24 protein-coding genes and 1 riboswitch are annotated in these 25532 nt (G+C 71.8%); of the genes, 9 read left to right on the top strand and 15 right to left on the bottom strand.

The window, feature by feature from the left end; translation table 11 throughout:
- Positions 1–72 precede the first annotated feature (72 nt).
- Entirely contained in the window at positions 73–1809 is a 1737-nt protein-coding gene (locus OJ962_RS16980) for an ABC transporter ATP-binding protein (protein ID WP_202956735.1), read from the top strand.
- On the opposite strand, the gene OJ962_RS16975 is transcribed toward OJ962_RS16980, so the two are convergent.
- The 5 genes from OJ962_RS16975 to OJ962_RS16955 form a co-directional block, all read right to left on the bottom strand.
- Positions 1777–2652 carry a fructosamine kinase family protein gene (locus OJ962_RS16975; RefSeq protein WP_202956734.1) on the bottom strand — a complete coding sequence of 292 codons (876 nt, stop codon included), beginning with the start codon at positions 2650–2652 and terminating at the stop codon, positions 1777–1779. The genes OJ962_RS16980 and OJ962_RS16975 overlap by 33 nt on opposite strands.
- Positions 2636–3109 carry a low molecular weight protein-tyrosine-phosphatase gene (locus OJ962_RS16970; RefSeq protein WP_202956733.1) on the bottom strand — a complete coding sequence of 158 codons (474 nt, stop codon included), beginning with the start codon at positions 3107–3109 and terminating at the stop codon, positions 2636–2638. The genes OJ962_RS16975 and OJ962_RS16970 overlap by 17 nt, the downstream gene beginning before the upstream one ends.
- Positions 3106–3933 carry a carbohydrate kinase family protein gene (locus tag OJ962_RS16965; protein WP_202956732.1) on the bottom strand — a complete coding sequence of 276 codons (828 nt, stop codon included), beginning with the start codon at positions 3931–3933 and terminating at the stop codon, positions 3106–3108. Before OJ962_RS16965 ends, OJ962_RS16970 begins: the two co-directional genes overlap by 4 nt.
- Complete coding sequence (locus OJ962_RS16960; RefSeq protein WP_407697516.1) at positions 3930–4823, bottom strand: pseudouridine-5'-phosphate glycosidase; 894 nt, start codon at positions 4821–4823, stop codon at positions 3930–3932. The genes OJ962_RS16965 and OJ962_RS16960 overlap by 4 nt, the downstream gene beginning before the upstream one ends.
- Positions 4824–4894: 71 nt before the next feature.
- Complete coding sequence (locus tag OJ962_RS16955) at positions 4895–5482, bottom strand: PadR family transcriptional regulator (RefSeq protein WP_202956730.1); 588 nt, start codon at positions 5480–5482, stop codon at positions 4895–4897.
- Between the two features lie 215 nt (positions 5483–5697).
- Here OJ962_RS16955 and OJ962_RS16950 point away from each other — a divergent pair, with 215 nt between their 5' ends.
- The gene (locus OJ962_RS16950) at positions 5698–7068 is read left to right on the top strand and encodes an ABC1 kinase family protein (RefSeq protein ID WP_202956729.1); all 1371 of its coding nucleotides are present in this window, start codon (positions 5698–5700) and stop codon (positions 7066–7068) included.
- A gap of 162 nt (positions 7069–7230) precedes the next feature.
- On the opposite strand, the gene OJ962_RS16945 is transcribed toward OJ962_RS16950, so the two are convergent.
- The 3 genes from OJ962_RS16945 to OJ962_RS16935 are packed head-to-tail and all read right to left on the bottom strand — an operon-like array spanning position 7231 to position 9381.
- Positions 7231–7551 carry an ArsR/SmtB family transcription factor gene (locus tag OJ962_RS16945; protein ID WP_202956728.1) on the bottom strand — a complete coding sequence of 107 codons (321 nt, stop codon included), beginning with the start codon at positions 7549–7551 and terminating at the stop codon, positions 7231–7233.
- A 24-nt stretch (positions 7552–7575) separates the two neighbouring features.
- Entirely contained in the window at positions 7576–8211 is a 636-nt protein-coding gene (locus OJ962_RS16940; RefSeq protein ID WP_202956727.1) for a metallopeptidase family protein, read from the bottom strand.
- Positions 8212–8220: 9 nt separating this feature from the next.
- On the bottom strand, positions 8221–9381 hold the full coding sequence (locus OJ962_RS16935) for an acyl-CoA dehydrogenase family protein (RefSeq protein WP_202956726.1): 1161 nt from the start codon (positions 9379–9381) through the stop codon (positions 8221–8223).
- A 47-nt stretch (positions 9382–9428) separates the two neighbouring features.
- On the opposite strand from OJ962_RS16935, the gene OJ962_RS16930 reads away from it, so the two are divergent.
- The gene (locus tag OJ962_RS16930; protein ID WP_202956725.1) at positions 9429–9653 is read left to right on the top strand and encodes a DUF6458 family protein; all 225 of its coding nucleotides are present in this window, start codon (positions 9429–9431) and stop codon (positions 9651–9653) included.
- Here OJ962_RS16930 and OJ962_RS16925 read toward each other — a convergent pair.
- A complete protein-coding gene (locus OJ962_RS16925) occupies positions 9650–10294 on the bottom strand; it encodes a peptidoglycan-binding domain-containing protein (protein ID WP_270006490.1) in 645 nt (214 codons plus the stop codon). The genes OJ962_RS16930 and OJ962_RS16925 overlap by 4 nt on opposite strands.
- Before the next feature lie 118 nt (positions 10295–10412).
- Positions 10413–10583: riboswitch (cyclic di-AMP (ydaO/yuaA leader) on the bottom strand.
- Positions 10584–10636: 53 nt separating this feature from the next.
- Between OJ962_RS16925 and OJ962_RS16920 the strand changes: the two genes are divergently transcribed.
- Positions 10637–11827 (top strand): amino acid deaminase/aldolase, encoded by a 1191-nt coding sequence (locus tag OJ962_RS16920; RefSeq protein WP_202956723.1) that lies wholly within the window; start codon positions 10637–10639, stop codon positions 11825–11827.
- On the opposite strand, the gene OJ962_RS16915 is transcribed toward OJ962_RS16920, so the two are convergent.
- Together OJ962_RS16915 and OJ962_RS16910 are read right to left on the bottom strand one after the other, a co-directional pair.
- Entirely contained in the window at positions 11824–12288 is a 465-nt protein-coding gene (locus tag OJ962_RS16915; RefSeq protein ID WP_202956722.1) for a cupin domain-containing protein, read from the bottom strand. The two genes, OJ962_RS16920 and OJ962_RS16915, sit on opposite strands and share 4 nt — an antisense overlap.
- Positions 12289–12292: 4 nt before the next feature.
- Positions 12293–13558: a D-arabinono-1,4-lactone oxidase gene (locus tag OJ962_RS16910; protein ID WP_202956721.1), complete on the bottom strand. Its 1266-nt coding sequence runs from the start codon at positions 13556–13558 to the stop codon at positions 12293–12295.
- Positions 13559–13583: 25 nt separating this feature from the next.
- Here OJ962_RS16910 and OJ962_RS16905 point away from each other — a divergent pair, with 25 nt between their 5' ends.
- The 3 genes from OJ962_RS16905 to OJ962_RS16895 all read left to right on the top strand — a co-directional run bounded on the left by OJ962_RS16905 (position 13584) and on the right by OJ962_RS16895 (position 16755).
- Positions 13584–13910 (top strand): rhodanese-like domain-containing protein, encoded by a 327-nt coding sequence (locus OJ962_RS16905; RefSeq protein WP_202956720.1) that lies wholly within the window; start codon positions 13584–13586, stop codon positions 13908–13910.
- 113 nt (positions 13911–14023) lie between these two features.
- The gene (locus tag OJ962_RS16900) at positions 14024–15310 is read left to right on the top strand and encodes a PQQ-dependent sugar dehydrogenase (protein ID WP_270006489.1); all 1287 of its coding nucleotides are present in this window, start codon (positions 14024–14026) and stop codon (positions 15308–15310) included.
- Positions 15307–16755 carry a PQQ-dependent sugar dehydrogenase gene (locus OJ962_RS16895; protein ID WP_202956718.1) on the top strand — a complete coding sequence of 483 codons (1449 nt, stop codon included), beginning with the start codon at positions 15307–15309 and terminating at the stop codon, positions 16753–16755. Before OJ962_RS16900 ends, OJ962_RS16895 begins: the two co-directional genes overlap by 4 nt.
- Here OJ962_RS16895 and OJ962_RS16890 read toward each other — a convergent pair.
- Together OJ962_RS16890 and OJ962_RS16885 are read right to left on the bottom strand one after the other, a co-directional pair.
- The gene (locus OJ962_RS16890) at positions 16752–18083 is read right to left on the bottom strand and encodes a DUF2252 domain-containing protein (protein ID WP_202956717.1); all 1332 of its coding nucleotides are present in this window, start codon (positions 18081–18083) and stop codon (positions 16752–16754) included. The genes OJ962_RS16895 and OJ962_RS16890 overlap by 4 nt on opposite strands.
- Before the next feature lie 467 nt (positions 18084–18550).
- Positions 18551–20077: an NAD(P)/FAD-dependent oxidoreductase gene (locus OJ962_RS16885; protein ID WP_202956715.1), complete on the bottom strand. Its 1527-nt coding sequence runs from the start codon at positions 20075–20077 to the stop codon at positions 18551–18553.
- A 90-nt stretch (positions 20078–20167) separates the two neighbouring features.
- Here OJ962_RS16885 and OJ962_RS16880 point away from each other — a divergent pair, with 90 nt between their 5' ends.
- Positions 20168–20866: a response regulator transcription factor gene (locus OJ962_RS16880; protein ID WP_270006488.1), complete on the top strand. Its 699-nt coding sequence runs from the start codon at positions 20168–20170 to the stop codon at positions 20864–20866.
- Entirely contained in the window at positions 20863–22455 is a 1593-nt protein-coding gene (locus OJ962_RS16875) for a sensor histidine kinase (protein ID WP_202956714.1), read from the top strand. Before OJ962_RS16880 ends, OJ962_RS16875 begins: the two co-directional genes overlap by 4 nt.
- Before the next feature lie 63 nt (positions 22456–22518).
- On the opposite strand, the gene OJ962_RS16870 is transcribed toward OJ962_RS16875, so the two are convergent.
- Together OJ962_RS16870 and OJ962_RS16865 are read right to left on the bottom strand one after the other, a co-directional pair.
- The gene (locus OJ962_RS16870; protein WP_202956713.1) at positions 22519–24096 is read right to left on the bottom strand and encodes a glycosyltransferase family 39 protein; all 1578 of its coding nucleotides are present in this window, start codon (positions 24094–24096) and stop codon (positions 22519–22521) included.
- 3 nt (positions 24097–24099) lie between these two features.
- Complete coding sequence (locus OJ962_RS16865) at positions 24100–25530, bottom strand: hypothetical protein (RefSeq protein WP_202956712.1); 1431 nt, start codon at positions 25528–25530, stop codon at positions 24100–24102.
- Positions 25531–25532: the final 2 nt, after the last annotated feature.

Raw genomic sequence — 25532 nt, 5'->3', positions numbered from 1 at the left:
TATGGAGAAGGCGGCGGCGAACCCGTGGGAGGGCGCCGCCGCCAACCCCTCCCCCCGCCGGAGGGGCCCCGGATGCCCGGGCTCAACCGCCGGATCATCAAGCTCTTCCGGCCCTATCGCGGCCGGCTGTTCACCGTCCTGGCGCTGATCGCGTTCAGCGCGGCGCTGGGGATGGTGACCCCGTTCCTGCTGCGCGACATCCTCGACGTCGCGATCCCCGAGAACCGCGACGGCCTGCTCGGCGTGCTCGTCGGCGGGATGATCGCGATCGCCGTCGTCACCGCGATCCTGGGCGTCGGGCAGACGTGGCTGACGAACGTCGTCGGCCAGCGCGTGATGCACGACCTGCGCACGCAGGTCTACCGCCACCTGCAGCGCCTCTCGCTCGCGTTCTTCACCAAGACCCGCACGGGCGAGATCCAGTCCCGGATCGCCAACGACATCGGCGGCGTGCAGTCCGTGGTCACGAGCACCGCGGCGTCGATCGTCGGCAACGTGACGACGGTCATCGCGTCCGTGGTCGCGATGTTCCTGCTCGACTGGCGCCTGGCGCTGTTCAGCCTCGCGCTGCTGCCGTTCTTCGTCTACCTCGCGCGCCGGGTCGGCAACGAGCGGCGCAAGATCACGACCGTCAAGCAGGGCGCGATGGCCGACATCTCCGCCCTCGTGCAGGAGTCGCTCTCCGTGAGCGGCGTCCTGCTCGGCAAGACGATGGGACGCGGCGAGGAGCTCGCGTCGCGCTTCGACCGCGAGTCCGAGAACCTGGCCGACCTCGAGGTCAAGTCGCGCATGGCCGGGCGCTGGATGATGAGCGCGATCCAGACCAGCTTCGCCGTGATGCCCGCGCTCGTCTACCTGTTCGCGGGGCTCGCGCCGGGCGCGGCCTCGATCGGCACGATCGTCGCCTTCACGACGCTGCAGACGCGGCTGTTCTTCCCCGTCCAGTCGCTGCTGAGCGTGGCCGTGGACATCCAGACGTCCACCGCGCTGTTCGAGCGCGTCTTCGAGTACCTGGACCTGCACGTGGACATCGAGCCCGGCACGAAGACGCTCGGCGACGTCAAGGGCGAGGTCCGCTTCGAGCACCTCTGGTTCCGCTACGGCGACGAGTGGACGCTGCAGGACGTCGACCTCACGGTCCCGGCCGGCACGCGCACCGCGCTGGTCGGCGAGACCGGCGCGGGCAAGACGTCGCTCGGCTACCTCGCGGCGCGGCTGTACGACCCCGAGCGCGGCGCGGTCACGATCGACGGGACCGACCTGCGCGAGCTGAGCTTCGAGGCGCTCGCAGACGCCGTCGGCGTCGTCTCCCAGGAGACCTACCTGTTCCACGCGTCGGTGCGCGAGAACCTGCGCTTCGCCAAGCCGTCCGCGAGCGACGAGGAGATCGAGGCGGCGGCCCGCGCGGCGCAGATCCACGACACGATCGCCGCCCTGCCCGAGGGCTACGAGACGGTCGTCGGCGAGCGCGGCTTCCGCTTCTCCGGCGGCGAGAAGCAGCGCATCGCGATCGCCCGCACGATCCTGCGCAACCCGCCCGTGCTCGTGCTCGACGAGGCCACGTCGGCCCTCGACGTGCAGACCGAGCGCGCCGTCGGGGAGGCGCTCGAGTCCCTCGCCGAGGGCCGGACGACCATCGTCATCGCGCACCGCCTCTCCACGGTGCGCGACGCCGACCAGATCGTCGTGCTCGACCGTGGCCGGGTCGCCGAGCGCGGCGCCCACGAGGAGCTGCTCGCACTCGGCGGCCGGTACGCCTCGCTCGTGGCGCGCGACTCAGACGTAGGCGCTCGCGGCGCGCTCCACTGAGGCCGCGTAGCCGCCGCCGAACAGCGCGGCGTGCACGAGCAGCGGGAACAGCTGGTAGAGCGGCACACGCTCCTGCCAGCCGGGCGCCAACGGGTGCCGATCCTCGTACGCGGCGAAGAACTGCCGGCCAGGGTCGCCGAAGAGGGTGAGCATCGCCAGGTCGACTTCGCGGTGCCCGCCGTGCGCGGCCGGGTCGATCAGCCAGGCCCGCCCGCGCCGATCCCAGTGCACGTTCCCGCTCCAGAGGTCGCCGTGCAGACGCGCGGGCGGCTCCGGCGGGCCCGCGAGCTCCGCGATCCGGTCGCAGACGGACTCGACCGCGCGGAGGCCGCGCGCGGACAGGCCGGCGCGCGCGAGCAGCGGCCGCAGGCGCCGCTCGGCGTAGAACGTGGGCCAGTCCGGACACGGATCGTTGGGCACGCGCAGCGGCCCGATGCGCAGCGGCGGACGCCCCGCGATGCGGCCCGGCGACGGCGCGGCGTCGCCTCTCACCTCCGGCGGCGTCGTGCCCCAGTCGTCCGCGCCCGCCGCGTGGACGGCCGCCAAACCCGCGCCGAACGCGGCCCCGTCGCCGCGCGTGCCCTCGTCGACCCAGTCGAGCACGAGCACCTCGTCGGAGACGCCGAGGACCTTAGGAACGCGCAGGGCGCCCGGCTCGGCGAGCCAGCGCAGCCCGGCGGCCTCGGCGACGTACTCACCGGGCTGGACGCCGGCACGGGTCTTGACGAAGCCGAACGACTCGTCGCCGAACTGGACTTTGTAGGCGACGTTGATGTCGCCGCCGCGGACGGGCGTGAGCGAGCGGACCGTGCGGCCCGTCGCGGCCTCAATCGCGGATCGCATCGAGCAGGCCCCGGCACGCGGCCTCGACCTGGTCGAGCACGGTCTCGAAGCCCTGCGGGCCGCCGTAGTAGGGATCGGGGACGTCGAGGTCGGGGGCGCCCGCGCTCGCAGGGTCGAACTCGCGCAGCAGCCGCGCCTTCGCGGCCGCCTCCTGCGACGGCGCGACGGCGCGGATGCCCGCGAGGTTCTCACGGTCCATGGCGAGCAGGAGGTCGAAGTCGTCGAAGTCGTCGACCGTGAGCTGGCGCGCGGCGCCCTCCAGCGTGATCCCGCGCGCCCGGGCGGCCGCGGTGGCGCGCCGGTCCGGCGGGTCGCCGGCGTGCCAGCCACCCGTCCCCGCGCTGTCGATGACGATCTCGTCCTCGAGCCCGGCCTCGCGCACGAGCGAGCGCATCACGCCCTCCGCCGTGGGCGAGCGGCAGATGTTGCCCATGCAGACGAACAGGATCCGGGTCATGCCGGCCGCGATCCTACGCGGGCGATCGCGTCGGCCGCGCATCGGGCGCCCGCCGCCAGCGCAGCCGTGACGTCCCCGCCGAGCCACGCGGACAGAAAGCCGGCCGCGAACGCGTCGCCGGCGCCCGTGGTGTCGACGACGTCGTCCACCGGGACCGCCGGGCCCGTCACCGTCTGCGCCCCGTCGGTCCAGGTCGCGCCGCCCGCGCCGCGTTTGGTCACGACCTCGGGCGCATCGATCTGCGGGCCGAGCACCTCGGCCTCGTCCGCGTTGGGGAGCAGCAGGTCGACCGGGGCGACCCGCTGCAGGAAGATCGGGTCGTTGGCGAGCGGCGCGGCGGACGCCGGGTCGATGCTGATGCGCATGCCGGCCTCCCGGGCGCGCTCGATCGCGGTCATCGCGGCCAGCCGGGAGCCCGGTCGCATCAGCGCGTAGCCGGACACGTGCAGGATGTCGCCCTCGAGCGGCGGGAGGTCCTCGGCCGCGAGCGCGTCGTTGGCGCCCGGGTCCGGGAGCATCGTCCGCTCGCCGCCGGGCGCGACGAGCACGATGCAGGTGCCGGTGACGCGGACCGGGTCGCGTACGACCTCCAGCCGCACGCCGTCGAGCCCGCTGAGCGCGACCTCGGCCAGCGGGTCGGCCCCCACGCGGCCGATCAGCGTCGTCTCGACGCCCAGCCTCGCCAGCCACGCGGCCACGTTGGCGCCGCCACCGCCGCCGCGCAGCGAGATGCTGGCCGGCGTGTCGCTGTCGACCGCCAGCGACGTCTCCTGCACCGCGACGATGTCCACGTTCACGTCCCCGAGGACCAGGACCTTCGTCACAGCGCCGCCGCGATCTGCGCGGCCAGCGCCGCGTTGCGCAGCACCAGGCGCACGTTCGCGCGCAGGCTCTCGCCCTCCGTCTGCGAGTGGAAGCGCTCGAGCAGGAACGGCGTCACGTCGCGGCCGGAGATCCCCTCGGCGGCCGCGGCCTCCAGGCCCTCGGCCAGCACGCGGTCGTGGAGCTCGGCGTCCATCGGCTCGTCGAGCGGGTTCGCGACCACGACGCCGCCGGGCGCGCCCACCTCGTCCCGCGCGCGCAGCACGGACGCCGCCTCCTCCGGCGACTCGACGCGCCAGGTGATCGGCACGCCGCTCGACGCGAGGTAGAAGGCCGGGAAGGTGTCCGTGCGATAGCCGAGCACCGTGACGTTGAGCGTCTCCAGCCGCTCCAGCGTCGCGCGGATGTCGAGAATCGACTTCACGCCCGCGCACACGACGCAGATGCCGGTGCGGGCGAGCGTGCCGAGGTCCGCGGACTCGTCGAACGTCTCGACCGCGCCGCGGTGCACGCCGCCGAGCCCGCCCGTGGCGAACACGCGGATGCCGGCCCGGTCGGCGAGATGCGAGGTGGCCGCGACGGTCGTCGCCCCGTCCTCCCCGCGCGCGAGCACGGCGGGCAGGTCGCGCACGCCGCACTTGGCGACTTCGCCGGAGTAGGCGAGCGCCTCCAGCGCGTCTTCGTCGAGCCCGATGCGGACCTCGCCGGCGAGGATCGCGATCGTCGCGGGCACGGCCCCGTGCTCGCGCACCGTGGCCTCGATCTCCCGCGCGACGCGCAGGTTGTCCGGCCGCGGAAGGCCGTGGGCGATGATCGTGCTCTCCAGCGCCACGACCGGCTGTCCGGCCGCGAGCGCCGCTTGAACTTCAGGGTCGACGCGCACGCCGAGCACGTTAGCCGCGCGGCGCCGGCCGGCCCGCGGGGGACATGCGCGGGCCGGCCGGGGGAGTGCGCCGCACTCAGCTAGCGCTGCTCGTCGGCTTCGCCCTCGATGGGCTCGTCCTCGGCGAGGATCTTGTAGAGCTGCCGGCGGGTCTCGGCCAGGATCTTCTTGGCCTCTTCGGTGTGGCCGGCGGCGACAACCTGCATGGCGGCGGCGCCGACCTGGAACATCAGGCCCCTCAGGTCCATGACGTTCTCGTCGACGTCGCCCGTCGCGGCGGCGAACGGGTCGCCGAGCTCCTCGCGGTTGGTCTCGACGTACGACCGGCCCTCGTCGGTGAGCTCGAAGGCGCGCTTGCCCTCGAACTCGACGGCGCGGACCAGGCCCTCGTCCTCGAGCTGCTGGAGGGCCGGGTAGACCGAGCCGGGGCTCGGCTTCCACAGGCCGTCCGTGCGCCGCTCGATCTCCTGGATCAGCTGGTAGCCGTTCTGCGGCCCGCCCTCGATCAGGAGCAGGAGCGCCGCGCGCACGTCGCCGCGACGGGCACGTCCGCCGCGCCGATGGGGACCGCCGCGGTGACCGCCCGGGCCACCCGGGCCGCCGTAGAACAGCGCCTTGAACATGCGGGGATCGGCCCAGGGCGGGCCGCCGCGGCCACCGCTGGCCATGAACTGGAGGAGCTCCTCCAGCCCGCGCCCTCCTCGGGAATGGCGGTGGTGGTGATGGCGGCCCCGAGGACCGCACCAGTCGGAAGCAGATGCTGCGTACATGGGTTCTCATTCCCTTCTTCGATGTGTTCCGATGCGTCAAAGATATATCGCGATAGTCTCCCTTGTCAAGGTGGTCTGTACGCAGGTCGGCTTGCGTACCCTCCTGAGCACCCATGTCCGAGCAGCCGCCCACCTCCCGCATCGCCCGCACACGCCGCTTCGGCGGCCTGGTCGCCGGCCAGGGCCTGCGCTGGGCCGGCACGCGCGCGGCCAACGCCCTGCGCAGCGAGGAGGCGGCGGACGCGGCCACCGGCGAACGCGCCGCCGCGACCGCCAACGAGCTCGTCAAGCAGCTCGGCCAGATGCGCGGGGCGGCGATGAAGATCGGGCAGGTGCTCTCGACCGTCGAGTTCACCGCGATCCCCGAGTCCGAGCGCGAGGAGTTCAAGAACACGCTCGCGACCCTGCGCGACGACGTCCCGCCGTTGCCGTTCAAGGCGATCGAGAAGCTGCTCAAGGAGGAGCTCGGCACGCCGGCCGCGAGCGCGTTCAGCGAGTTCGAGCGCGAGGCGTTCGCCGCGGCCTCGATCGGCCAGGTGCACCGCGCCATCACCAAGGACGGCCGCGAGGTCGCGGTCAAGGTCCAGTACCCCGGGATCGCGGAGGCCGTCGAGACCGACCTGCGCAACCTCCAGATGCTGTTCCCGCTGGTCCGCCGCCTCGCCCCCGGGCTCGACGTCAAGGCGCTCGCGGGCGAGCTGCGCGAGCGCATCGGCGAGGAGCTCGACTACGAGGTGGAGGCCCAGCACCACCGCGCGATGGAGCGCGGCTGGCGCGGCCACCCGTTCGTGTTCATCCCGCCCGTGGACACGCAGCTCAGCCACCGCCGGGTGCTCGTCACCGAGCTCATGCGCGGCCGCCGCTTCGACGTCGTCAAGACGCTGCCGGACACCGAGCGCGACCGCTTCGGCGAGATCGTCTTCCGCTTCTTCTTCGGCACCCTCACGCACCTGCGCCGCGCGGCCGGCGACCCGCACCCGGGCAACTACCTCTACCTCGAGGACGGCCGCGTCGGCTTCCTCGACTTCGGTCTGATGCGCGTCGTCGACGCCGACTATCTGCAGGGCGAGCGCGAGCTCGCGCAGGCCATCATGCGCAACGACGCCCGGGCCGTCAAAGCGGATCTCGCCCGGCTCGGCTACCTGCCCAAGCCCGACGAGTTCGAGGCCGAGGCGCTGCTCGGCCAGCTGCGGATGGCGGCCTCCTGGTACCTGGATCCCGGCCGGCGCCGGCTCACCTCGGCCGACGTGGCCGCGCTGATCGAGGAGGGCTCGTCACCGCGCTCGCCGTACTTCGCGCAGATGCGCCGCCAGACGATTCCCCCGCAGGCGCTGCTCATCCGCCGCATGGAGAGCCTCGTGTTCACGACGCTCGGCGACGTGCGCGCGGAAGCCGACTGGAACGCGCTCGGCTCCGAGTACTGGGAGAGCGCGCCGCCCAGCACGCCGCTGGGCGAGCAGGACCACGCGTTCTGGCAGCGCTAGAAGGTCGCTGAAGAACGTGCGGTGCGCCTCATGTGGTGCAGCCGGGGATGCCTCGGGCCGCCCGCGACGAGTGATGCGTGCCTCTGGCACGTGAACGTCGTGGGTGGCGCGAGGCGCCGCGGATGTGCCGCAGGAGATGTGCCGGTGTTCTTCAGGGGCCTTCTAGGCGGGGACCGCGGACTCGCGGTCGGCAGCGGCGAGCACGGCGCCCAGCAGCCCGGGGAAGCGCGCGTCGACCTCTTCACGGCGCAGCGTCACGTGGCGGTGCGTGCCCTCGGCCCGCGTGCGCGTGAGCCCTGCCTCGCGCAGCACCTTGAAGTGATGCGACCGGGTCGCCTTCGACACGCCGACGTCGAACGCGCCGCACGTGGCCTCGCCCCGGCAGGCCAGCTCGCGCACGATCGCGACCCGCACCGGGTCGCTGAGCGCGGCCATCATCACCGCCAGGGAAACCGCCTCGAGTTCAGGCTCGTCGAAGTGCATGTTCGACGTCCATCGTACCGCTAGCTAGAGACCCAACTCACGAACTCCGAGCTCGTCAGCGCCGAGGTGGTGGGCCAGCTCGTGGCGCACCGTGCGCGTCACCTGGTCGCGCAGCAGGTCCGGGTCGTGCCCGAAGTCGCGCAGCAGTGTGTCCCGGAAGATGATGATGCGGTCGTGGTAGTTGTCGCGCGCGACCGTGTCGCCCTGGTAGAGCCCGTACGCGCGCGCCTTACGGCCCTTGTCGGAGATCACGACCGGCACCCGCTCGAGCGCCTTGATCAGCAGGTCCGGGAGGTCGTCCAGCGCCTCCTGGACCAGCGTCTCGAAGTCCACGGGGTTGAACGGGTCCAGCTCCATGAACTCGCCCTCGTCGGGCTCGGCCGCGAGGTTCTCGCGCGCGAGCCGCTCGGACCGGATCACGATCCGCTCGAACTCGGCCTCGCTCTCCGGGTCCTGGTAGTTGGCCAGCCGCGAGACGATCAGCCCGATGACGATCGCGGCGAGCGCGCCCGCGCTGATCACGAGCGCGATCACCTCCAGCGCACGCAGCCAGCCCTGCTGCGACAGCCCCTGCGTCAACGCCGCGAACGACAGCGCGAGCGCGAGGCACAGGACGAGGGAGAGAGCGAGCCGTCGCCCGGCAGGCCAACGTGAGAGCATGCTCTGAGGCTACCTGAGGGTGCGCGCGATCACGAGACGCTGGATCTCGTTCGTGCCCTCGTAGATCTGCGTGATCTTGGCGTCGCGCATGTAGCGCTCGACCGGATACTCGTTCACGTACCCGTATCCGCCCAGCACCTGCACGGCTTCGACGGTGACGGCCATCGCCGTGTCCGACGCGAACAGCTTGGCCATCGCGGAGTACTTGCCAGCGTCCGCCTCGTGACGATCGATCTTCGAGCTGGCGCGATACAGCAGCTCGCGCGCGGCCGCCGTGCGCGTCTCCATGTCGGCGAGCTTGAACTGGATGCCCTGGAACTCCGCGATCGCCTGGCCGAACTGCTTGCGCTCGTTGGCGTAGGCGACGGCGTGGTCGGTCGCGCCCTGGGCGATGCCGACGGCCTGCGCGGCGACCCCGAGCCGCGAGTGGTCGAGCGTGCCGAGCGCGACGTTCATGCCCTTGTTCTCCGTGCCGATCAGGTTCGCGGCGGGCACGCGGACGTCGTCGAAGATCGGCTGGCCGGTCGGCGAGCCCTTGATGCCGAGCTTGTGCTCGAGCTTGCCGACGGAGAACCCGGAGCGGTCGGCCTCCACGACGAAGGCGCTGATGCCGCGCGAGCGACCCGCGCTCGGGTCCGTCTTGGCGAAGACGATGTAGAAGTCGGCGATCCCCAGGTTCGAGATCCAGTTCTTGGAGCCGTTGATGACCCACTCGTCGCCGTCCTTGACCGCGCGGGTGATCATCCCGCCCGGGTCAGAGCCGGCCTCGGGCTCGGACAGCGCGAACGCCGGCGACCACTCACCCGACGCGCACTTCGGGAGGAAGCGCTGCTTGAGCTCGTCGGAGCCGAAGAGCTTGATCGGCAGCGTGCCGAGGTCCTGCAGCATCAGGATCAGCGCGGAGGAGGCGCACGCCTTCGCGACCTCCTCGATCGCGACGCTGAGCATCAGCGCGCCCGTGCCCGTCCCGCCGTACTCCTCGTCGAACGGGAGCCCGAGCAGGTCCTGCTCGGCGAACAGCTTGCGGATGTCCCACGGGTACTCGGCCTTCGCGTCGATCTCCGCCGCGCGCGGAGCGACCCGCTCACGCACGATCTGGCGGATCATGTCCCGGAACTCCAGCTGGTCCTGGGTCAGCGCGTAGGTGTCAACGTCAGTTGTCGGCGGCATGGCCACCTAGTTTGGCGCGCCGTGGCCGCGGGGATCCATGACCCGACATGGGAATCGGATCCTCACTCTTTCTGATCGCCGTCGGCGCGATCCTCTACTTCGCCATCGACGCCGACGTCTCGGGCATCGAGATTTCGACCGTCGGGATCATCCTGATGGTCATCGGGATCATCGGGCTGATCATCACCCTGTTCTTCCTGGGCGGATGGCGCGCGCGTCACCGGACGGTCGTCGAGGAACGCCCGGTGACGCGGGATCGCGAGTACTACTAGAGGCCCTGCGGATGGCGGACGGTGAAGCCGTCCGTCGGGCGCATCTTCGTCGACCACTTCGGGCCCGAGCTCGAAGAGTCGTTGTAGCCCGTGTCGAATCGCAGGCCGGCGACCACGAGGAAGGAGTGACCACCGTGCGCGTAGCTGGTGATCCACTGCCCCTCGCCCGGCTCTCCCCACGACATGAACTCGCTCGAGTTCAACGGCCGACTGACCAGGTCGGCGCCGTGGAGGGCGTAGGACTCGGAGCCCGAGCAGTCGTAGCCCGAGTCTTCCCAGTCCCCGTGGCCGCCGCCGTACTTGTACGGCTTGCCCACGATCTCATTGGCGGCCGCGATGACCGCGACCACCTCAGGCGGCGCGCCCACCGGCGCGATCGCCTTCCCGTCGGCCCCCAGTGTGGCGTTCGCAGTCGGTGCGGGGGCGGGGACGGATTGCGTGCCGGCGACGCCCTGCTCGACCTGCATGCGCAGCGTCGCGGCTTCGGTCTTCGGCATGCGCCCGTCGATCGGCAGGTTGGCCCTGCGCTCCCAGCGACGGACGTTCGACGTCGTCTTCGGCCCGTAGCGGCCGTCGACCGCGGTCTTGATGCCGGCCTTCGTGAGGAAGCCCTGCAGGACCCGGACGTCGGTGCCCTTCATTCCCTGACGGAGATCCCGCTCACCGAACGTGATGCGCCGCGCGTCGGCGGTCGCAACCGGTAACCCGAATACAGCTATGAGCAAGCCCACGCAAAGCGTGCGACAGCGTGACAAGACGATCTCCTCTTTCTGATCGCCTACGGGGTTAGCTGTCGGGCTCGCGCGGAAAGCGTCGCGCTACGCCGCATAGTACGGCGATTCGCCCCCGGGGCAGTGACCCCTGCCCCAAACCTTGGTTCCCCCGCCCCAGCACGACCTGAGCCGTCGCCGGGTTCGGCGTTATGTCCCGTGTTCCGCGCGGCACTCTAGCTCATCTCGCAGCGGATAGCGTCCCCGATTCGGATGAACTTGCTCCAGAGACCAATCCAAAGCACGCTCATATCCGCCACATTTGGCTTGGATGCGCCGTTTGCGGTCATCGACCTCGACGCCTTCGATTTCAACGCCGCCGATCTGAAGCGTCGCGCGCGCGGCGTTCCGCTGCGGCTCGCGTCGAAGTCCCTGCGTGTGCGCGCTCTGCAAGAGCGTGCGCTGAATGCGGGCTTCGCCGGTGTGCTGGCCTTCACGCTGCCGGAGGCGCTGTGGCTCGCGTCCCACGGATGGGACGACCTGGTGGTGGGCTATCCCACGGTGGACCGCGCCGCCCTGCGCGAGCTGGTGCGCGGCCCCGCGCGCGAGCGCGTGACGGTGATGGTGGACTGCGCCGAGCACCTGGACCTGATCGCGGCCGCCGAGCCCGCGGGCCGGGTGAAGGTGTGCATCGACGTGGACGCCGGCTGGCGTCCGCTCGGCGGTCTTATGACGCTCGGCGCCAAGCGCTCGCCGCTGCACGATCCGGTGCAGGTGGGCGCGTTCGCGCGCGAGGTGGTGGCACGCGAGTACCTCGAGCTCGACGGGCTGATGGCCTACGAGGGACAGATCGCGGGCGTCGGCGACAAGCCGCCGGGGCGGCCGCTGATGCGGCTGGCGCTGCCGATCGTGCAAGGGCTGAGTGCGCGGGAGCTCGCGCGCCGGCGCGCCGAGATCGTCGACGCGGTGCGCTCGGTCGCGCCGCTGCGGTTCGTCAACGGCGGTGGGACGGGCTCGGTCGAGCGCACCGCGGCCGAGCCGGCCGTGACCGAGGTGGCCGCCGGGTCGGGGCTGTTCGGCCCGACGCTGTTCGACACCTACCGCGCGTTCCGCCCCGCGCCCGCCGCGTTCTTCGTGCTGCCGGTGGTGCGCAAGCCCTCGCCGAAGCTGGCGACCGCGCTCGGCGGCGGCTACGTCGCCTCGGGCGCGCCCGGCCGGGACCGGCTGCCGCGCCCCGTGCTCCCGCACGGCCTCAAGCTCGACGCGCTGGAAGCCGCGGGCGAGGTCCAGACACCGCTGCTCGGGAGCGCCGCCGCCGGGCTGCGCGTCGGCGACCAGGTGTGGTTCCGCCACGCGAAGGCCGGCGAGCTGTGCGAACGCTTCGACGTCGTGCACCTCGTGCAGGGCGGCGAGCTCGTCGACACGGTCCCGACCTACCGCGGCGAGGGCAAGACCTTCCTCTAACCGAGCTCTCCGTCGTAGTAGTCGAGCTCCGGACCGAGCCGATGGCGGCGGCCCTTGCCGCCCTCACGGAACAGGAAGACCTTGTCCGAGTCGGGATAGATGCAGTACCCCGCGCGGTCCTTGGTCGACCACATCATCAGCCGCGCGACCTCGCTGCCCTCGTTGGAGGTCTTGTGGGCGCCGCTCTCGTCGTCGGCGAACGCGACGACGTCCCCCGGCTTGAGCACCTCCACGCCGTCGGGGTGGCGGACGGTGATCTCACCGGCGAGGACCAGCAGCCACTCCTCCTCGGTCTCCCAGTGGTACGGGCACACGGCCTGGCCGGGCGGGATCTCGTACACGGTCGCGCCGAGGCGCGACCCGTCGAGCTCGGGCCCGAAGCGGTGGTAGCCGGACCTGTAGCCCTCCGGCTCCTCGTCGTCGTACTGGAACGTCGCCTCGTGGACGTTGAAGGACTTCATCGCGCTATCCCAGCACGTTCTTCAGCCACGCGTTGGCGAAGCGGCCCTCCGGGTCGAGCTCGCGCCGGAACCGCCGGAACGTGTCCCACTCCGGGTAGCGCGGGGCGAGCTCGGTGGCCCCCAGGAAGGTGCGCTTGCCCCAGTGCGGGCGCCCGCCGAGCTCGCCCAGGGCCGCCTCGACGTCACGGAACGCCGGCTCGTACGCCATCGAGCGGAACACGTGAACGGCGACGAACACGGACTCGCGCGCGTGCGCGGGCGAGAGCAGCGCGTCGTCGCCGGCGCTGAAGCGCAGCTCGATCGGGAAGCTCACCGGATGGCGCTCGAGCGCCGCCCGGGCCGCGCGCAGCGCGTCGAGCGCGTGCTCGCGCGGCAGCGCGTACTCCATCTCCTCGAAGCGCACGAGCCGCTGCGAGGCGAAGATGCGGTAGGACCAGTCGACGCGCTCGCGCTGGGAGGCCGCCGCGGACATGAAGCGGTTCAGGCGCGGAATCTGGCTCGGGAAGCGCTTGGCGACCTCGCTGACGGCGCGAAACGCGTGGTTGTCCATCAGCACGTCGCTCGCGTACGCGCGTGCGCGCCCGGGCCCGTGCGGGCTCTCGTCGGTCTCGTCGAGGGTGCGGACGAGCGCCGCCTCCGCGTGCGGGAACGACCAGAACTCGAAGTGGTCGTGCGCCGCCGCGCGCTCGTGCAGCCCCTCCAACACGGCGGCGAGCGGCTCGGGATGATCGACGATGCGCAGCCTGAAGGCCGGCACGCAGCGGATCGTCAGGGCCACGATCACGCCGAGCGCGCCGAGGCTCACGCGCGTGGCGCGCAGCAGATCGCCATCGGCGATCGTGCGCTCACGGCCGTCGGCGCAGATCAACTCGACCGACTCCACCTGCGCGGCGAGGTTCGCGTGAGCCAGGCCGGTGCCGTGCGTGCCGGTCGTGATCGCGCCCGCCAACGACTGCGCGTCGATGTCGCCGAGGTTCGGCATCGCCAGGCCGCGCGCGTGCAACTCCTGCGAGAGCTGGTGCAGGCGGATGCCCGCCTCCACGCGCACGAGCCCCGTGGCCGCGTCGGCGTCGAGCACCCGCGCGAGATGGTCGAGGCTGATGAGCGTGCCCTCGGTGACCACGCCGGCGCTGAACGAGTGCCCCGCGCCCGCGACGCGCACGGGCGCCGGGCCTTCGACGATCGCCCGCGCGAGCTCCACACGCGTGCGGGGCGCCACGAAGCGCGCGGGGGTGCAGCGCTGCGAGCCCGACCAATTGACCCACTCCATAGCCGCGGACGCTACCGTCCGGGCGATGGACATCGAGCCGAGGCAGGTCGCGGAGCTCGTCCGTGAGGGCAAGGTGCAGCTGATCGACGTCCGCGAGGACTACGAGTGGGACGCGGGCCGCATCCCGGGCGCACGGCACCTCGAACTCGGTCAGGTGGCCGCCCAGGCCGACACGATCCATCGTGAGACGCCTGTCGTCTTCTATTGCCGGGTAGGGGGACGCTCGGCCATGGCCGCGAACGCCTTCGAGCGCGCGGGCTACGAGGCGTTCAACATGACCGGAGGCGTGCTGGAATGGAAGGCGCAGGGCTTGCCGCTCGAACCCGACGGCGGGTATGTCGCGGATCACTGATCGCTGCGCTGTGCGCGGCACCGGCCTCGGCTGAGGCCGCGCCGTCGCTGCTCAAGGTCGGGGACTTCGCGCAACCGGTCTACGCGACGGGTGCGCCCGGCGACCCTGACCGGGTGTTCGTGGTCGAGAAGGCAGGGCGCGTGAAAGTCGGCGCGGCGACGTTCCTCGACGTGTCGGCGGAGGTCGCCGACGGCTCCGAGCAGGGGCTGCTCTCGATGGCGTTCGCGCCCGACTACGCCACCTCGGGCCGCTTCTTCGTGTTCCTGACCGTGGCGGGCGGGGGCGACTTCCAGGTCCGCGAGTACCGGCGGGCGAGCGCGGACGCCGCCGATCCCGCGAGTGCCCGCGTGCTGCTCAGCATCCCGCGCCCCGCCGGCGCCACCAACCACAACGGCGGCCAGCTGCAGTTCGGGCCGGACGGGCTGCTGTGGGTCGCGACCGGCGACGGAGGCAACACGCCGCTCGCCGCGCAGGACCCGGCTTCGCTGCTCGGCAAGATCATCAAGCTCGACGTCAACTCCGGCACGCCGGCCATCGCCGCGTCCGGGCTGCGCAACCCGTGGCGGTTCTCGTTCGACCGCGCGACGGGGCAGATCGTGATCGCCGACGTCGGCAACGCCGCCCGTGAGGAGGTCAACGTCGGCCTCGCGGCCAACTACGGCTGGCCGTGCCGCGAGGGCACCCTGACGACCGGGACGAGCGATCCGCGCTGCGACACCGGGTCGGCCGCTCCCGCGCTCGAGCAGGACCGCAACACCAGCGCGTTCCGCTCCATCACCGGCGGCTACGTCGTGCGCGATCCGGGCCTGCCGACGCTGGTCGGCCGCTACCTCTACGGCGACTTCGTCAGCCCGGAGCTGCGCTCCTTCGACATCACGAACCCAGCCTCCGACGCGCCGGTCGGCCTCGAGGTCCCGCAACTGAGCTCGTTCGGCGAGGACATGTGCGGGCGGCTGTTCGTCGTGTCCTTGAGCGGGCCGGTCTACCGGCTCGTCGACGGCGCCCCTTCGGCGTGCCCGGCGCCGCCCGTCCCGCCCGCGCCTCCGGCGCCGCCCGCCGTCACGCCCGACACGCGCGCGTGCACGATCCGGGCGAGCGCGAGCGGCACCCGCAGTGTGCGACGGCTGAAGCGCTTCTCGCTCTCGCTGCGCACGAACGAGACGTGCCGCGTGCGCGTGCGGGCGTCGATCAAGGGCGTCGCGCAGTTCCGCTCGACCACCGTGGACGTCGCGGCCGGCAAGCGCAGCGTCGCGCGCGTGCGGCTCACCTCGCGCGGGCTGCGAAAGGTGCGCGCGGCGCTGCGGCGCAACCAGTCGCTGCGCGTCGCGTTGTGGGTCTCGGCGGTGGACGCGGCCGGCAACACCCGCACGCAGTCTCGTACCGTTCGGATTCGCGGATGAGGCGCCTCCTCGCCACTGCGGCGGCCTTCGCCGCCCTCGCCACGCCCGCGAGCGCCGCTCCGTCGCTCGTCCCGCTCGGGGCGTTCGACTCGCCGGTCTGGGCCGGCGCGCCGGCGGGCGACAAGCAGCGCGTGTTCGTCGCCGAGCGGGGCGGGGGGATCGCCGTCATCCGCGACGGCGCGGCGACGACGTTCATGACCGTCCCGCGAGTGCTCGCCGGCGGCGAGCGCGGGCTGCTGTCGCTGGCGTTCCCGCCCGACCACGCGCTGACCGGCAAGTTCTACGCCTACGTGACCGCGGCTGGGGCGGGCGACATCGAGGTCCGCGAGTACACGGGCGCCGATCCCGCCTCCGAGCGCGTGCTGGTGACGATCCCGCACCCGCGCTCCAACCACAACGGCGGGCAGCTGCAGTTCGGCCCTGACGGCCGGCTGTACGCGGGCACGGGCGACGGCGGCGGTAGAGACGATGAAGAACGGCAGGCGCAGGATCTGACGTCGCGCCTGGGCAAGATGCTGCGCATCGACGTGGCGACGGGCACGACCGAGATCGTCAGCCGCGGCCTGCGCAACCCGTGGCGCTTCTCGTTCGCCCCCGACGGGCGGATCGTCATCGCCGACGTCGGCCAGGAGGCCGTCGAGGAGATCAACGTCGGGCTCGCAGCCGACTACGGGTGGCCGTGCTTCGAGGGCTCGCAGACCGGCCCGCGGCCGGACGCCGGCTGCGCGACCGGCAGCGCGATGCCGGCCGTCGAGCACCCGCAGACCGACGGCTTCTGCTCGATCACGGGCGGCTACGTCGTCCGCGACCCCGGGCTGCCGACCCTGCACGGCGACTACGTCTACGGGGACCTGTGCAAGTCGAAGCTGCGTGCGGTGGACCTGGCCGATCCGACCACCGCCCGGGAGCTCGACGTGCCCGTGTCCTCGCCGTCGTCGTTCGGCGAGGACGGCTGCGGGCGGCTGCTCGTCGTGAGCCTCGAAGGCGCAGTGTCGCGGTTGACGGACGGCGAGTCGACGCCGTGCGCGGACGAACCCGGAGAGCCCGAGGAGCCCACGCCCACGCCGACCGAGGTGCCGACGGAGACCCCCGCGGAGGAGCCGGTCGAGACGCCGACCGCGTCCCCGCTGGTCCAGCCCGCCGCCGCGACGCCGGCGCCGACGCCGGTCCCGCGCACCGCCGACACCCGCCCGTGCACGGTCTCCATGCGCATCAGCGGCCAGCGCCAGCTGGCCAAGCGGCGCTACCTCTCGATCGCGCTGCGCACGGACAAGCCGTGCCGGGTCACGATCAGCGCGCCGAGCTTCCGGCGCGTGACCGTGCGCCTGCAGCCCGGGCCGGGCCGTGTGGTGAAGCTGCGCCGCGCCTACGGGACAGCGAAGCGGATCTCGGTGCTGGTCCGCGGCCCCGGAGCCGACGTCCGGCAGACCGTGCGCGCCGGTTAGTCGGCTTCCACGCCCGGGATCATCCCGTTGCGGAAGGCGTCGACGAAGCGCCGGTGGTCCTCGCGCGTGAGCGCGCCGTACTCGGCGCCGAAGCGCGCGAGGTCGCGGGCGAACTCGTCGTGGCGCCCGCCGATGACGTCGGTGATCTTGGCCTCGACGTTGACGTCCACCAGCGGGTGCTCGGAGCCGGCGTCGGACACGCAGTGCACCTTCGCGGTGGCGCGGCCCAGGTCGTGGACGAGCGCCCGCATCTCGTCGATCTCGGTGACCATGTCCCAGTCCAGGTCGGCCTCGTAGGGCGAGACCTCCTTGATGATCTGGCCGACGCCGTCGAGCTCGCACCAGCCCACCCACGGGTCGGCGTGGGCCTGCAGCGCCTGCTGGGAGACCGCCGTCCGATGCCCCTCGTGCTCGAAGTAGGCGCGGATCTTCTCGTCGGTCACGACGCGGCTGACCGCGGGCGTCCCCGCCTGCTTCATCGACAGGATCACGTCGTTCTCGAGCGCCTGCGTGCGGCCTTCGACGAGCAGCGTGTAGACCTTCAGCCCGGCCGAGCCGATCCCGACGCCGGCGCGGCCCTTGACGTCCTTGACCGCGTACGAGATCGACTGCTGGCGCTTGGCCTCCGGGATCGTGTCCAGGTACGTCTCGTAGGCGGCGAGCACGGCCTCGCGCTCGGCGTCTTCGAGCTCGCGCGCGCCCGCCCCGGACGCGAGCCGCCGGTCGGCCCCCTCGAACACGGTCAGCGCGTTGAGCAGCTGCACACGCGTCTCGGCCCGCGCGACCTGCAGCACCGACAGCAGCGGGCCATCGGTGTTGTCGAGCGTCAGGCGGAAGTCGCGGTCGACCTCGCTGGTGGCGAACAGCTGCACGGTCTCGGCGTAGGCGCGCGCGTAGGTCTCGACCAGGCGGGAGATCGAGGTGTCGCTGAGCGCCTTGCGGAACCCGAGCAGCGCCAGCGACGCCGCCATCCGCTGCAGATCCCACGTGTAGTGGCCGATGTAGGCCTCGTCGAAGTCGTTGACGTCGAACACGAGCACGCCCGCCGAGTCCATGTAGGTGCCGTAGTTCTCGGCGTGCAGGTCGCCCTGGATCCACACGCGCGAGGTGGCCTCGTCGACCCACGGATCGTCGAGCCGCGCCATGTCGGAGTAGAACAGCGGCGCGCTGCCGCGGTAGAACGCGAACGGATCCGCGGCCATCTTGCGGAACTTGCCGCGGAAGGCGCGTGGGTCGCGCTCGATCAGGTCCGCGAACGCGTCGACCAACACGTCGACGATGTGCTTCTGGCGCTCGGCGTCGGACGCGGCGAGATCAGCGATGGACATGCGCGCATCCTTAACGAAAAACGGCCGTGTCGTGTGACACGGCCGTCATTCTGCGAATCCGTCCGCTCCCCCTCCGTGAGGTTGCAGCTTGTCGTCCGAACGCCCTCCAAAGCGTGGGATTCAGAATGGCACCGCACTGAGAAGGGGCCAATCGGACATGCGTCTAGACGGTCTGAATCCGACCGCCCGCGATGACGATCTCGTAGCCCGCGTCCCGTACCGCCGCGTCGAATCGGGGGGTGGGTGCCCATGGCGGCGCCGCAGCGCCGCGCCGCGAGGTCGCGGTCAGCCACTCACCGTTCGAGCGCATCGCGGGCGTGCTGCACGACGGCTACCTCGAGGACGTGCGCGCCCAGCCGGAGGAGGAGCGGGCGCTGCGGGGCCATGAAGGCGATGGCGGCCATGCGCCCGGCCGAGGCGATGTACCGCGAGCCGGGCCGCCATGCGGCGGCCCTGGCCTCGAGCGACTAGGCCGCGGCCTCTTCCTTGGAGGACTCGACCAGCGGCTCGCGCTCGTACTGCGTCGTAGGAACGCGCTTGTACGGCTGCGAGGGCTCCTGCTGCTCCTCGTGGTACGCGGACTCGGCGTTGATCGCCCACAGGTCGTGGTTCGTGCCGGCGATGATGTTGTCCACCGCGCGCATCGCGGTCAGCATCGAGTGATCCGAGTTGTTGTAGCGGTGCAGGCCGTTGCGGCCGACCTGCTGGAGGTTGCCGATGCCCTCGAGCCAGTTCTTGATGACCTCGACGCGCTCGCCGTAGTCGGCGTCGTACATCGGGTAGGCCTTCGGGACGCGCGTGACGAAGCCGCGCTCGACCTTCTCGGCCTTGGCCAGGCCCAGCTGCTCGATCTCGCGCTTGGCCATCTCGACGAGGTCCTCGTCGGAGGCCTCCCAGAGCTTGTCGCCCTTGAAGCAGAAGTACTCCATGCCGATCGACGCCTTGGACTGGTCCGGGACCATCCACGGCGACCAGGAGCGGAAGTTCTGGATGCGGCCGACCTCGACACCGGGCTCGTGGATGTAGATCCAGTTGTCCGGGAACAGGTCATCGCCGTCGATCACGAGCGCGACGGTCAGGAAATCGCGGTAGCGCAGGCCCTGCGCGGCGCTCTGGACCGCGCCGGTCGCGGCGGCGCCGGCCATGCCGACGGTCGCGCGCAGCGGCAGCGACGAGATGACCTCGGACGGCTCGATGCGCTCGCCCCCGGCCTCGATCGCGACGACCTTGCCGTCACGGATCTCGAGCGCGGTGACCGGCGTGTTCATCCGGACCTCGCCGCCGTTGGCGATGATCTCGTCGGCCATCGTCTCCCACATCTGGCCCGGGCCGAAGCGCGGGTAGTGGAACTCGTTGATGAGCGACTTGATGTTGTCCTTGTTGCCGAAGAACGCGGCCTTGGCGGCCGAGAAGAAGGACAGGCCCTTGATGCGCTGGGCCGCCCACTCCGCGCGGATCTCGTTCGCCGGCACGCCCCACACCTTCTCGGTGTAGGACTTGAAGAAGTGGTTGTAGAGCCGCTTGCCGAAGCGGTTGGAGACCCACTGCTCGAGGTTGTCCTCACGACCCTTCGGCTTGAGCGCCGCGATCATGTAGGAACCCAGACACATCGCGAGCTCGAACGGCCCGAGCTTCTTGATGACGTCCTGGCCGTTCAGCGGGTAGTCGAGGAACTTGCCGCGCCAGTAGATGCGCGACTGGCGCGGGCGCTTGAGGAACTCCTCCTTCATCACCTCGTGCCAGAGGTCGTCGACCTCCTTGACCTTGGTGAAGAAGCGATGGCCGCCCAGGTCGAAGCGGTACCCGTCACGGACCTCGGTCTTGGCGATGCCGCCGACCATGTCCTCCGCCTCGAACACGATGACGGGACGCCCCTCCTTCGCGAGGAGATATCCGGCCGTGAGGCCGGCGGGGCCGCCGCCGAGGACAGCGACCGGCTTCTCGGGCCGGGGACGACGCGGAGCGTCGGCCGGCGTGATGTCAACGGTGGACATGGCTCCCACCATGCCCACGCCAACGCGATTTCACGGGCCTTGCTAAAGGCCGCTAACAGGCCTTAAGCCCAGGCTCTAACCTCTCGGGCCGTGCAGCCGAGCAGCGCTTTGGACATCCTGCTGGTCGACGACGACCGCCCGCTGCGGGAGATGCTCACGCGCTCGTTCGAGCGCGAGGGCCACCGCGTGACCGCCGTCGGCGACGGGGAGACCGCCCTCGACGCCGCGTCCGAACGTGCCTATGACGTGGTTCTGCTCGACGTCGCGCTCGGCGCGGGCCCGACCGGTTACGACGTCGCTCGCACCTTGCGTTCCCGGCGCGACGTGGTGCCAATCATCATGTTGACCGCGCTTGACAGCGAGGCCGACGCCGTCCAAGGCCTGGAAGCCGGCGCCGACGACTACGTGACCAAGCCCTTCGGCCTGGCCGAGCTGCGCTCGCGCATCCGCGCCGTGCTGCGGCGCGCGCAGGGCCGCGTCGTCGAGGGCAACGTGCGCGTCGGCCCGGTCACGCTCGACCGCGACCTGCGGCGCGTGACCGTCGACGACAACCCGGTCCGGCTCACCTTCAGCGAGTTCGAGCTGCTCGGGTGCCTGATGAGCCGCCCGGGCTACGCGTTCAACCGCCAGGAGCTGCTGCGCGCGATCTGGGGCGACTCCGCGTACCGCGATCCGCGCGCGATCGACGTCCACATCCGCCACCTGCGCGAGAAGCTCGAGGCCCGGCCGGAGGAGCCGAGCCTCATCCTGACCGTGCCGGGCCAGGGTTACCGCTTCCGAGAGGCATGATCCGCAGCGCACTCGCCGGGCTCCGAGGGCGGCTGCTGCTCGCCTTCGTGGCCACGAGTGCGGTGACGCTGGTGGTCGCGGCCGCGATCACGCTCTCCCCGCTGCAGTCGCAGCTGCGCGAGCAGGGCACCCAGCAGCTGGAGGACACGACCGAGGACCTGCGCGCGGAGTTCCGCGACAAGCTCAAGCTGGGCGCGCCGAAGGATGTCCGGGACGCGGCGGAGCGGGCGAAGCGGGACCCCAGGGCTCCGCGCGTCGATGTGGGCGCGGCGGCCCGTGACCGGCGCGAGAGCGAGCTGATCACGATCGCCTATGAGCTGCGTGACCGGACGGGCGGCGCGCGCGTGTTCGTCACCGACGGTTCGTTCACCAACACGGACGACCCGCCGAAGTCACCCGCCTTCCTGTTCGACACCGGCGGCCGGACCTCGCTGCGCGAACCGATGACGGTCGCGCTGGAGGCGCGCCGCGTCGGGGTCTCGCAGCTGCGGCTGCGCGACGACGTGGCCACGTTCGCGATGCCCGTCTACGACAACTCCGAGATCATCGGCGTCGTGGTCGCGCAGCGGACGCTGGCCGAGGCGACCAGCACGGCCTCGCTCGTGCGCAACCGGCTCCTGGCGGCCGCGGGCGTCGGGCTCGCGGTGGCGATCGGCCTGGGGCTCGCGCTCTCGAGCACGCTCACCCGCCGTCTCGGCCGCCTGCAGCGGTCCGCGCTGCGGATCACGCAGGAGGGCCCGGAGGCGCCCGCGCCGGTGGACCGCGGCCGCGACGAGGTGGGCGACCTGGCGCGCGCCATCGGCCGGATGCAGGAGGAGCTGCGCCGTCAGGAGGCGGCGCGGCGCTCGTTCGTCTCCACCGCCTCGCACGAGCTGCGCACGCCGCTGACGATGCTCTCGGGCACGATGGAGCTGCTCGACGAGGACCTGCAGGGCGGCGTGGACCTCGAGGACGCGCGCGAGCAGGTGGCGAGCGCGCGGGTCGAGCTGCGGCGGCTGTCGGTGCTGGCGTCCGAGCTGCTGGACCTGTCGCGCCTCGACGCGGCCGTGCAGCTGCGCTCGGAGCCGGTCGAGCTGGGCGAGATCGCGCGCGCGGTCGCGGCCGAGTTCGAGCTGCACGCGTCCGAGCGCGCCACCGCGCTCGACGTGGAGGCGCCGGGGCCCTGCTGGGGCATCGGCGACCCGGCGGCCTGCGCGCGCGTCGTCCGCATCCTGATCGACAACGCGCTGCGCTACGCGCCGGCCGGCGAACCCATCCTGATCTCCACCCACCACCGCTTCGACACGGTCATCGTGCGCGTCGCCGACCGCGGCCCGGGCGTCCCGCCCGAGGAGCGCGAGCACATCTTCGAGCGCTTCCACCGCGGCAAGGCGACCAGCGAGGTGAGCGGGTTCGGACTCGGGCTGGCGATCGGCCGCGAGCTGACCGAGCGCATGAACGGCACGCTCGTCCTCGAAGACTCCGAGCACGGCGCGCAGTTCGCGTTCACGTTGCCCGTGGCCGGCGAGGGCACGCACGTGCGATCGCCGGTGGTCACCGGCGCCGATCTGGGGCCGCGGGGTGACCGGAAGTGGGCCGGAGGCCCATGACCGGTCGCCACGTGGCTCCAGGCGGTGATCGGTGGCCGCCGGAATCGTGCTGCGTGAGCCGGCCTAGCGCGTCTTCACCATCACCGTCGCCCGCACCGGATTCGGCCGCGGCGGCGTGAAGTTCGTCGGCTGGATCGACGTGATCGGGACCGTGGGGTCGTTGGAGAGCGCCTGCGCCCATTCCTTCGAGCGGATCCGGATCAGCTTCGTCCACGGCGCGCGCCAGCGGTTGAGCGTCCACACGATCGGCTCGACCAGCACGACGCGCGTGCCCGGCTCCAGCGAGGCGATCAGCGGCGCGAGGTTCTCCTCGGCGCTCGTGCGCTCCAGCCGCTCGACGCCGTCGCGCCAGTCCCAGACGCCGAAGTCGGTCTCTTCGCCGGTCAGCGTCGCGTAGCGCAGCCCGTCCGGCAGGTAGTAGTTCAGCAGCGGGATCGTCTCGGGCTGGGTGGAGATGACGAGGTCGCCGGGTGCCAGGCTCGGGCCGATCGTGTGCGCGACGGCGCGCACGTTGCTCTTCTCCACCGGCGCCGTGTCCTGCGCCCACATGATCACGACCAGCACGAGGCCGAAGACGCCGAGCCGGCGCGCGTAGGTGAAGCCGCCGGTGGCGAGCAGCAGGTACGGCGGGATCGCGACCGCGAGGTAGCGGTTGGCCCAGGCGGGTGAGCTCTGGGAGAGCAGCCAGGCAAGCGTCGGCGTGAGCACGGCGATGATCAACAGCGCGAGCGCGGCGCGGCCGTGCGCACTCAGCGGGCGGGTGCGGAAGATCGCGATCAGGCCGGCGCCGGCGCAGATCAGGAAGACGATCTCCGGGAGCCGGCCGAGGATCACGCCGGGGACGCCGAGCAGCGAGCTGAACGCGGGCGCGTCGGCCCACGGGGCGCCGGTGTGCTGGGCCTGGTAGAGCGTCGTGGGGACCCACGGCAGATACAGCAGGGCGGCGCCGCCGAAGCCGAGCACGCCGTCCCGGAGGAGCTCGCGGCGGCGATCGCTGAGGGCGAGCAGGACCAGGAACGCGACGCCCGCCGACGCGCCGAAGAAGATCGGCCAGTTGTGCGTGTAGAGCGCGACCGCCTCGGAGACCGCGAAGCCGATCACCCACGGCCTTCGGCGCTCGGTGTCCAGCGCGTAGGCGCGCAGGAAGCAGACCGTGACCGGGATCGCCAGCAGCGCGACCATCGCGTACATCCGAGCTTCCTGCGCGTACTGGCTCAGGAACGGGTTGAAGGCCATCAGCGCGGCCGCGATCCAGCCCGCCTTGTGCGTGTCCCACACGGTCCGGCCCGCCCACCACGCGACGGGGATCGCGAGCAGCGCGCACGCGAGGCTGAACGAGCGCACGCCCTCCTCGGAGTCGCCCGCGATCCCGAGCCAGAAGTGCAGGAGCATGTAGTACAGCGGCGGTGAGCCGTCCTTGCGCAGCGCGGCCGGGATGTCCGTCAGCGCGCGGTCGGCGATCCCGACGGACAGGCCCTCATCGATCCAGAAGCCGATTCCGAGCTGCGACGTGCGCAGCGTCAGTGACAGCGCGATCAGCCCGGCAAGCCCGATCGGGACCGCGATCCAGGCGTGCCGGAAGTCGCGGACGCGCCGCGCGAGGGCGGCGACGGCGGGCGGGCGGGACGCGTAGGTGGCCATGGCTCAGCGGGCGCAGGAGGAGCCGATGACCCACTTCCGGGTCTTGGCGATGGTCGGGAAGCGCGGGTCCTTCGACAGCGCGGAGTAGGACGGCGCGATCGTCGTGCCCGGCGGGAAGGCGAAGATCTCCGACTCCATCTCGTGCAGATGCATGTACCACGCCACCGCCTGCGTCTGGAACGCGCCGGTGTACACGGTGCCACACGACATCAGCTTCTCGCGGCCGCCGCCGGCCTCGATCGCCTCCGGGACGGTGCCGTAGAGCTGGGCCTCCTGGTCGATGCGCCACGCGGCCTCGTCGAGCTCGCGCACGTCCTCGATGATGAACGGCGCCGAGCCCGCGGCGACCACGACGGCGAGCGCGATCGCGACAACCCGTCCCGCACGCTCGTGGGCCGCACGGACCAACCACACCCACCCCGCACCGGCGAGCACGCACACGAGGGCGGCGGGCAGCGCGACGTAGCGCAGGTTGCCGGCGAACCCGGCCTGGGTCATCGCGGCGACGGCCACCATCAGCACGGTGCCGATCGCGGCCATGGCGAGGTAGAGCCCGTCTCTTCGGAACGCGGCGACGACGAACGCGATCGTCCCGCCGACGTAGACCGGGACCGACAGCACGGACGCGCTGCGGTTGAAGACCTCCAGGAACGGATACTTCGCGAACGCGGCCGAGTCCGGGTTGGGCTGGCGGGCGCGGTTGGCGGCCCGCAGGAAGTCGCCGGAGCCCAGGTACTCGGGCAGGAACCACAGGATCAGGAGGCCGAGCCCGCCGCCGCCGACGATCAGGACGGTGGAGAGCTTGCGCTCGACGACCAGCAGGTACAGGCCGTAGAGCGCGATGAACGGCCATACCTCGGGCCGCAGCAGCGCCGCGCCGATGCCGAGCCAGAACGCGTCCCGCCGGCGGCCGTCGAGGTGGCGCTCGACCGCCCACAGGCAGAGCGCGACGAGGATGCCCTCGGAGTTGCCGCGGAAGAAGTTGCGGATGAACTCGTCGGCGAGGAACAGCGCGCTCGCGGCGATCACGCCCGCGACCGGGCCGGCGAGCCGCGCGGCCAGCCGGAACGCCATCGCGAAGGCGAGGATGCCACCGGCGCGCGCGACCACGAGCCACAGCAGCGGCGCGCCGTCGTCGCCCGCGAAGCTGAACGGCGTCGTGAAGATCACCGGCAGCGGCTTCCAGCTGGGGCCGGTGGTGGTCACGAGGTCGCCGTTGGCGATCTCCCGGCCCCAGATGATCCACGCCCACGGGTCGTAGGTGGGGACGGACGGCAGCAGCAGGCTCAGGCCCGCCAGCGCGAAGCAGGCGAGGATGAGCAGCTTCCACGGGCGTGCCTTGGGCGGCTCGTCGATCGCCTCCGGGGGCGGCGCGAGCCGCTCCAGCACGCGCGAGGCGCTCGGCGCGAGAGCTGAGAGCGGCGTCAGCGCCAACG

The organism is Solirubrobacter deserti (genome assembly GCF_027587175.1).
GTDB classification, from domain to species: Bacteria; Actinomycetota; Thermoleophilia; order Solirubrobacterales; family Solirubrobacteraceae; genus Solirubrobacter; species Solirubrobacter deserti.
Note: the sequence above shows the minus strand (reverse complement) of the source record. Positions and strands in the feature narration are given on the sequence as shown.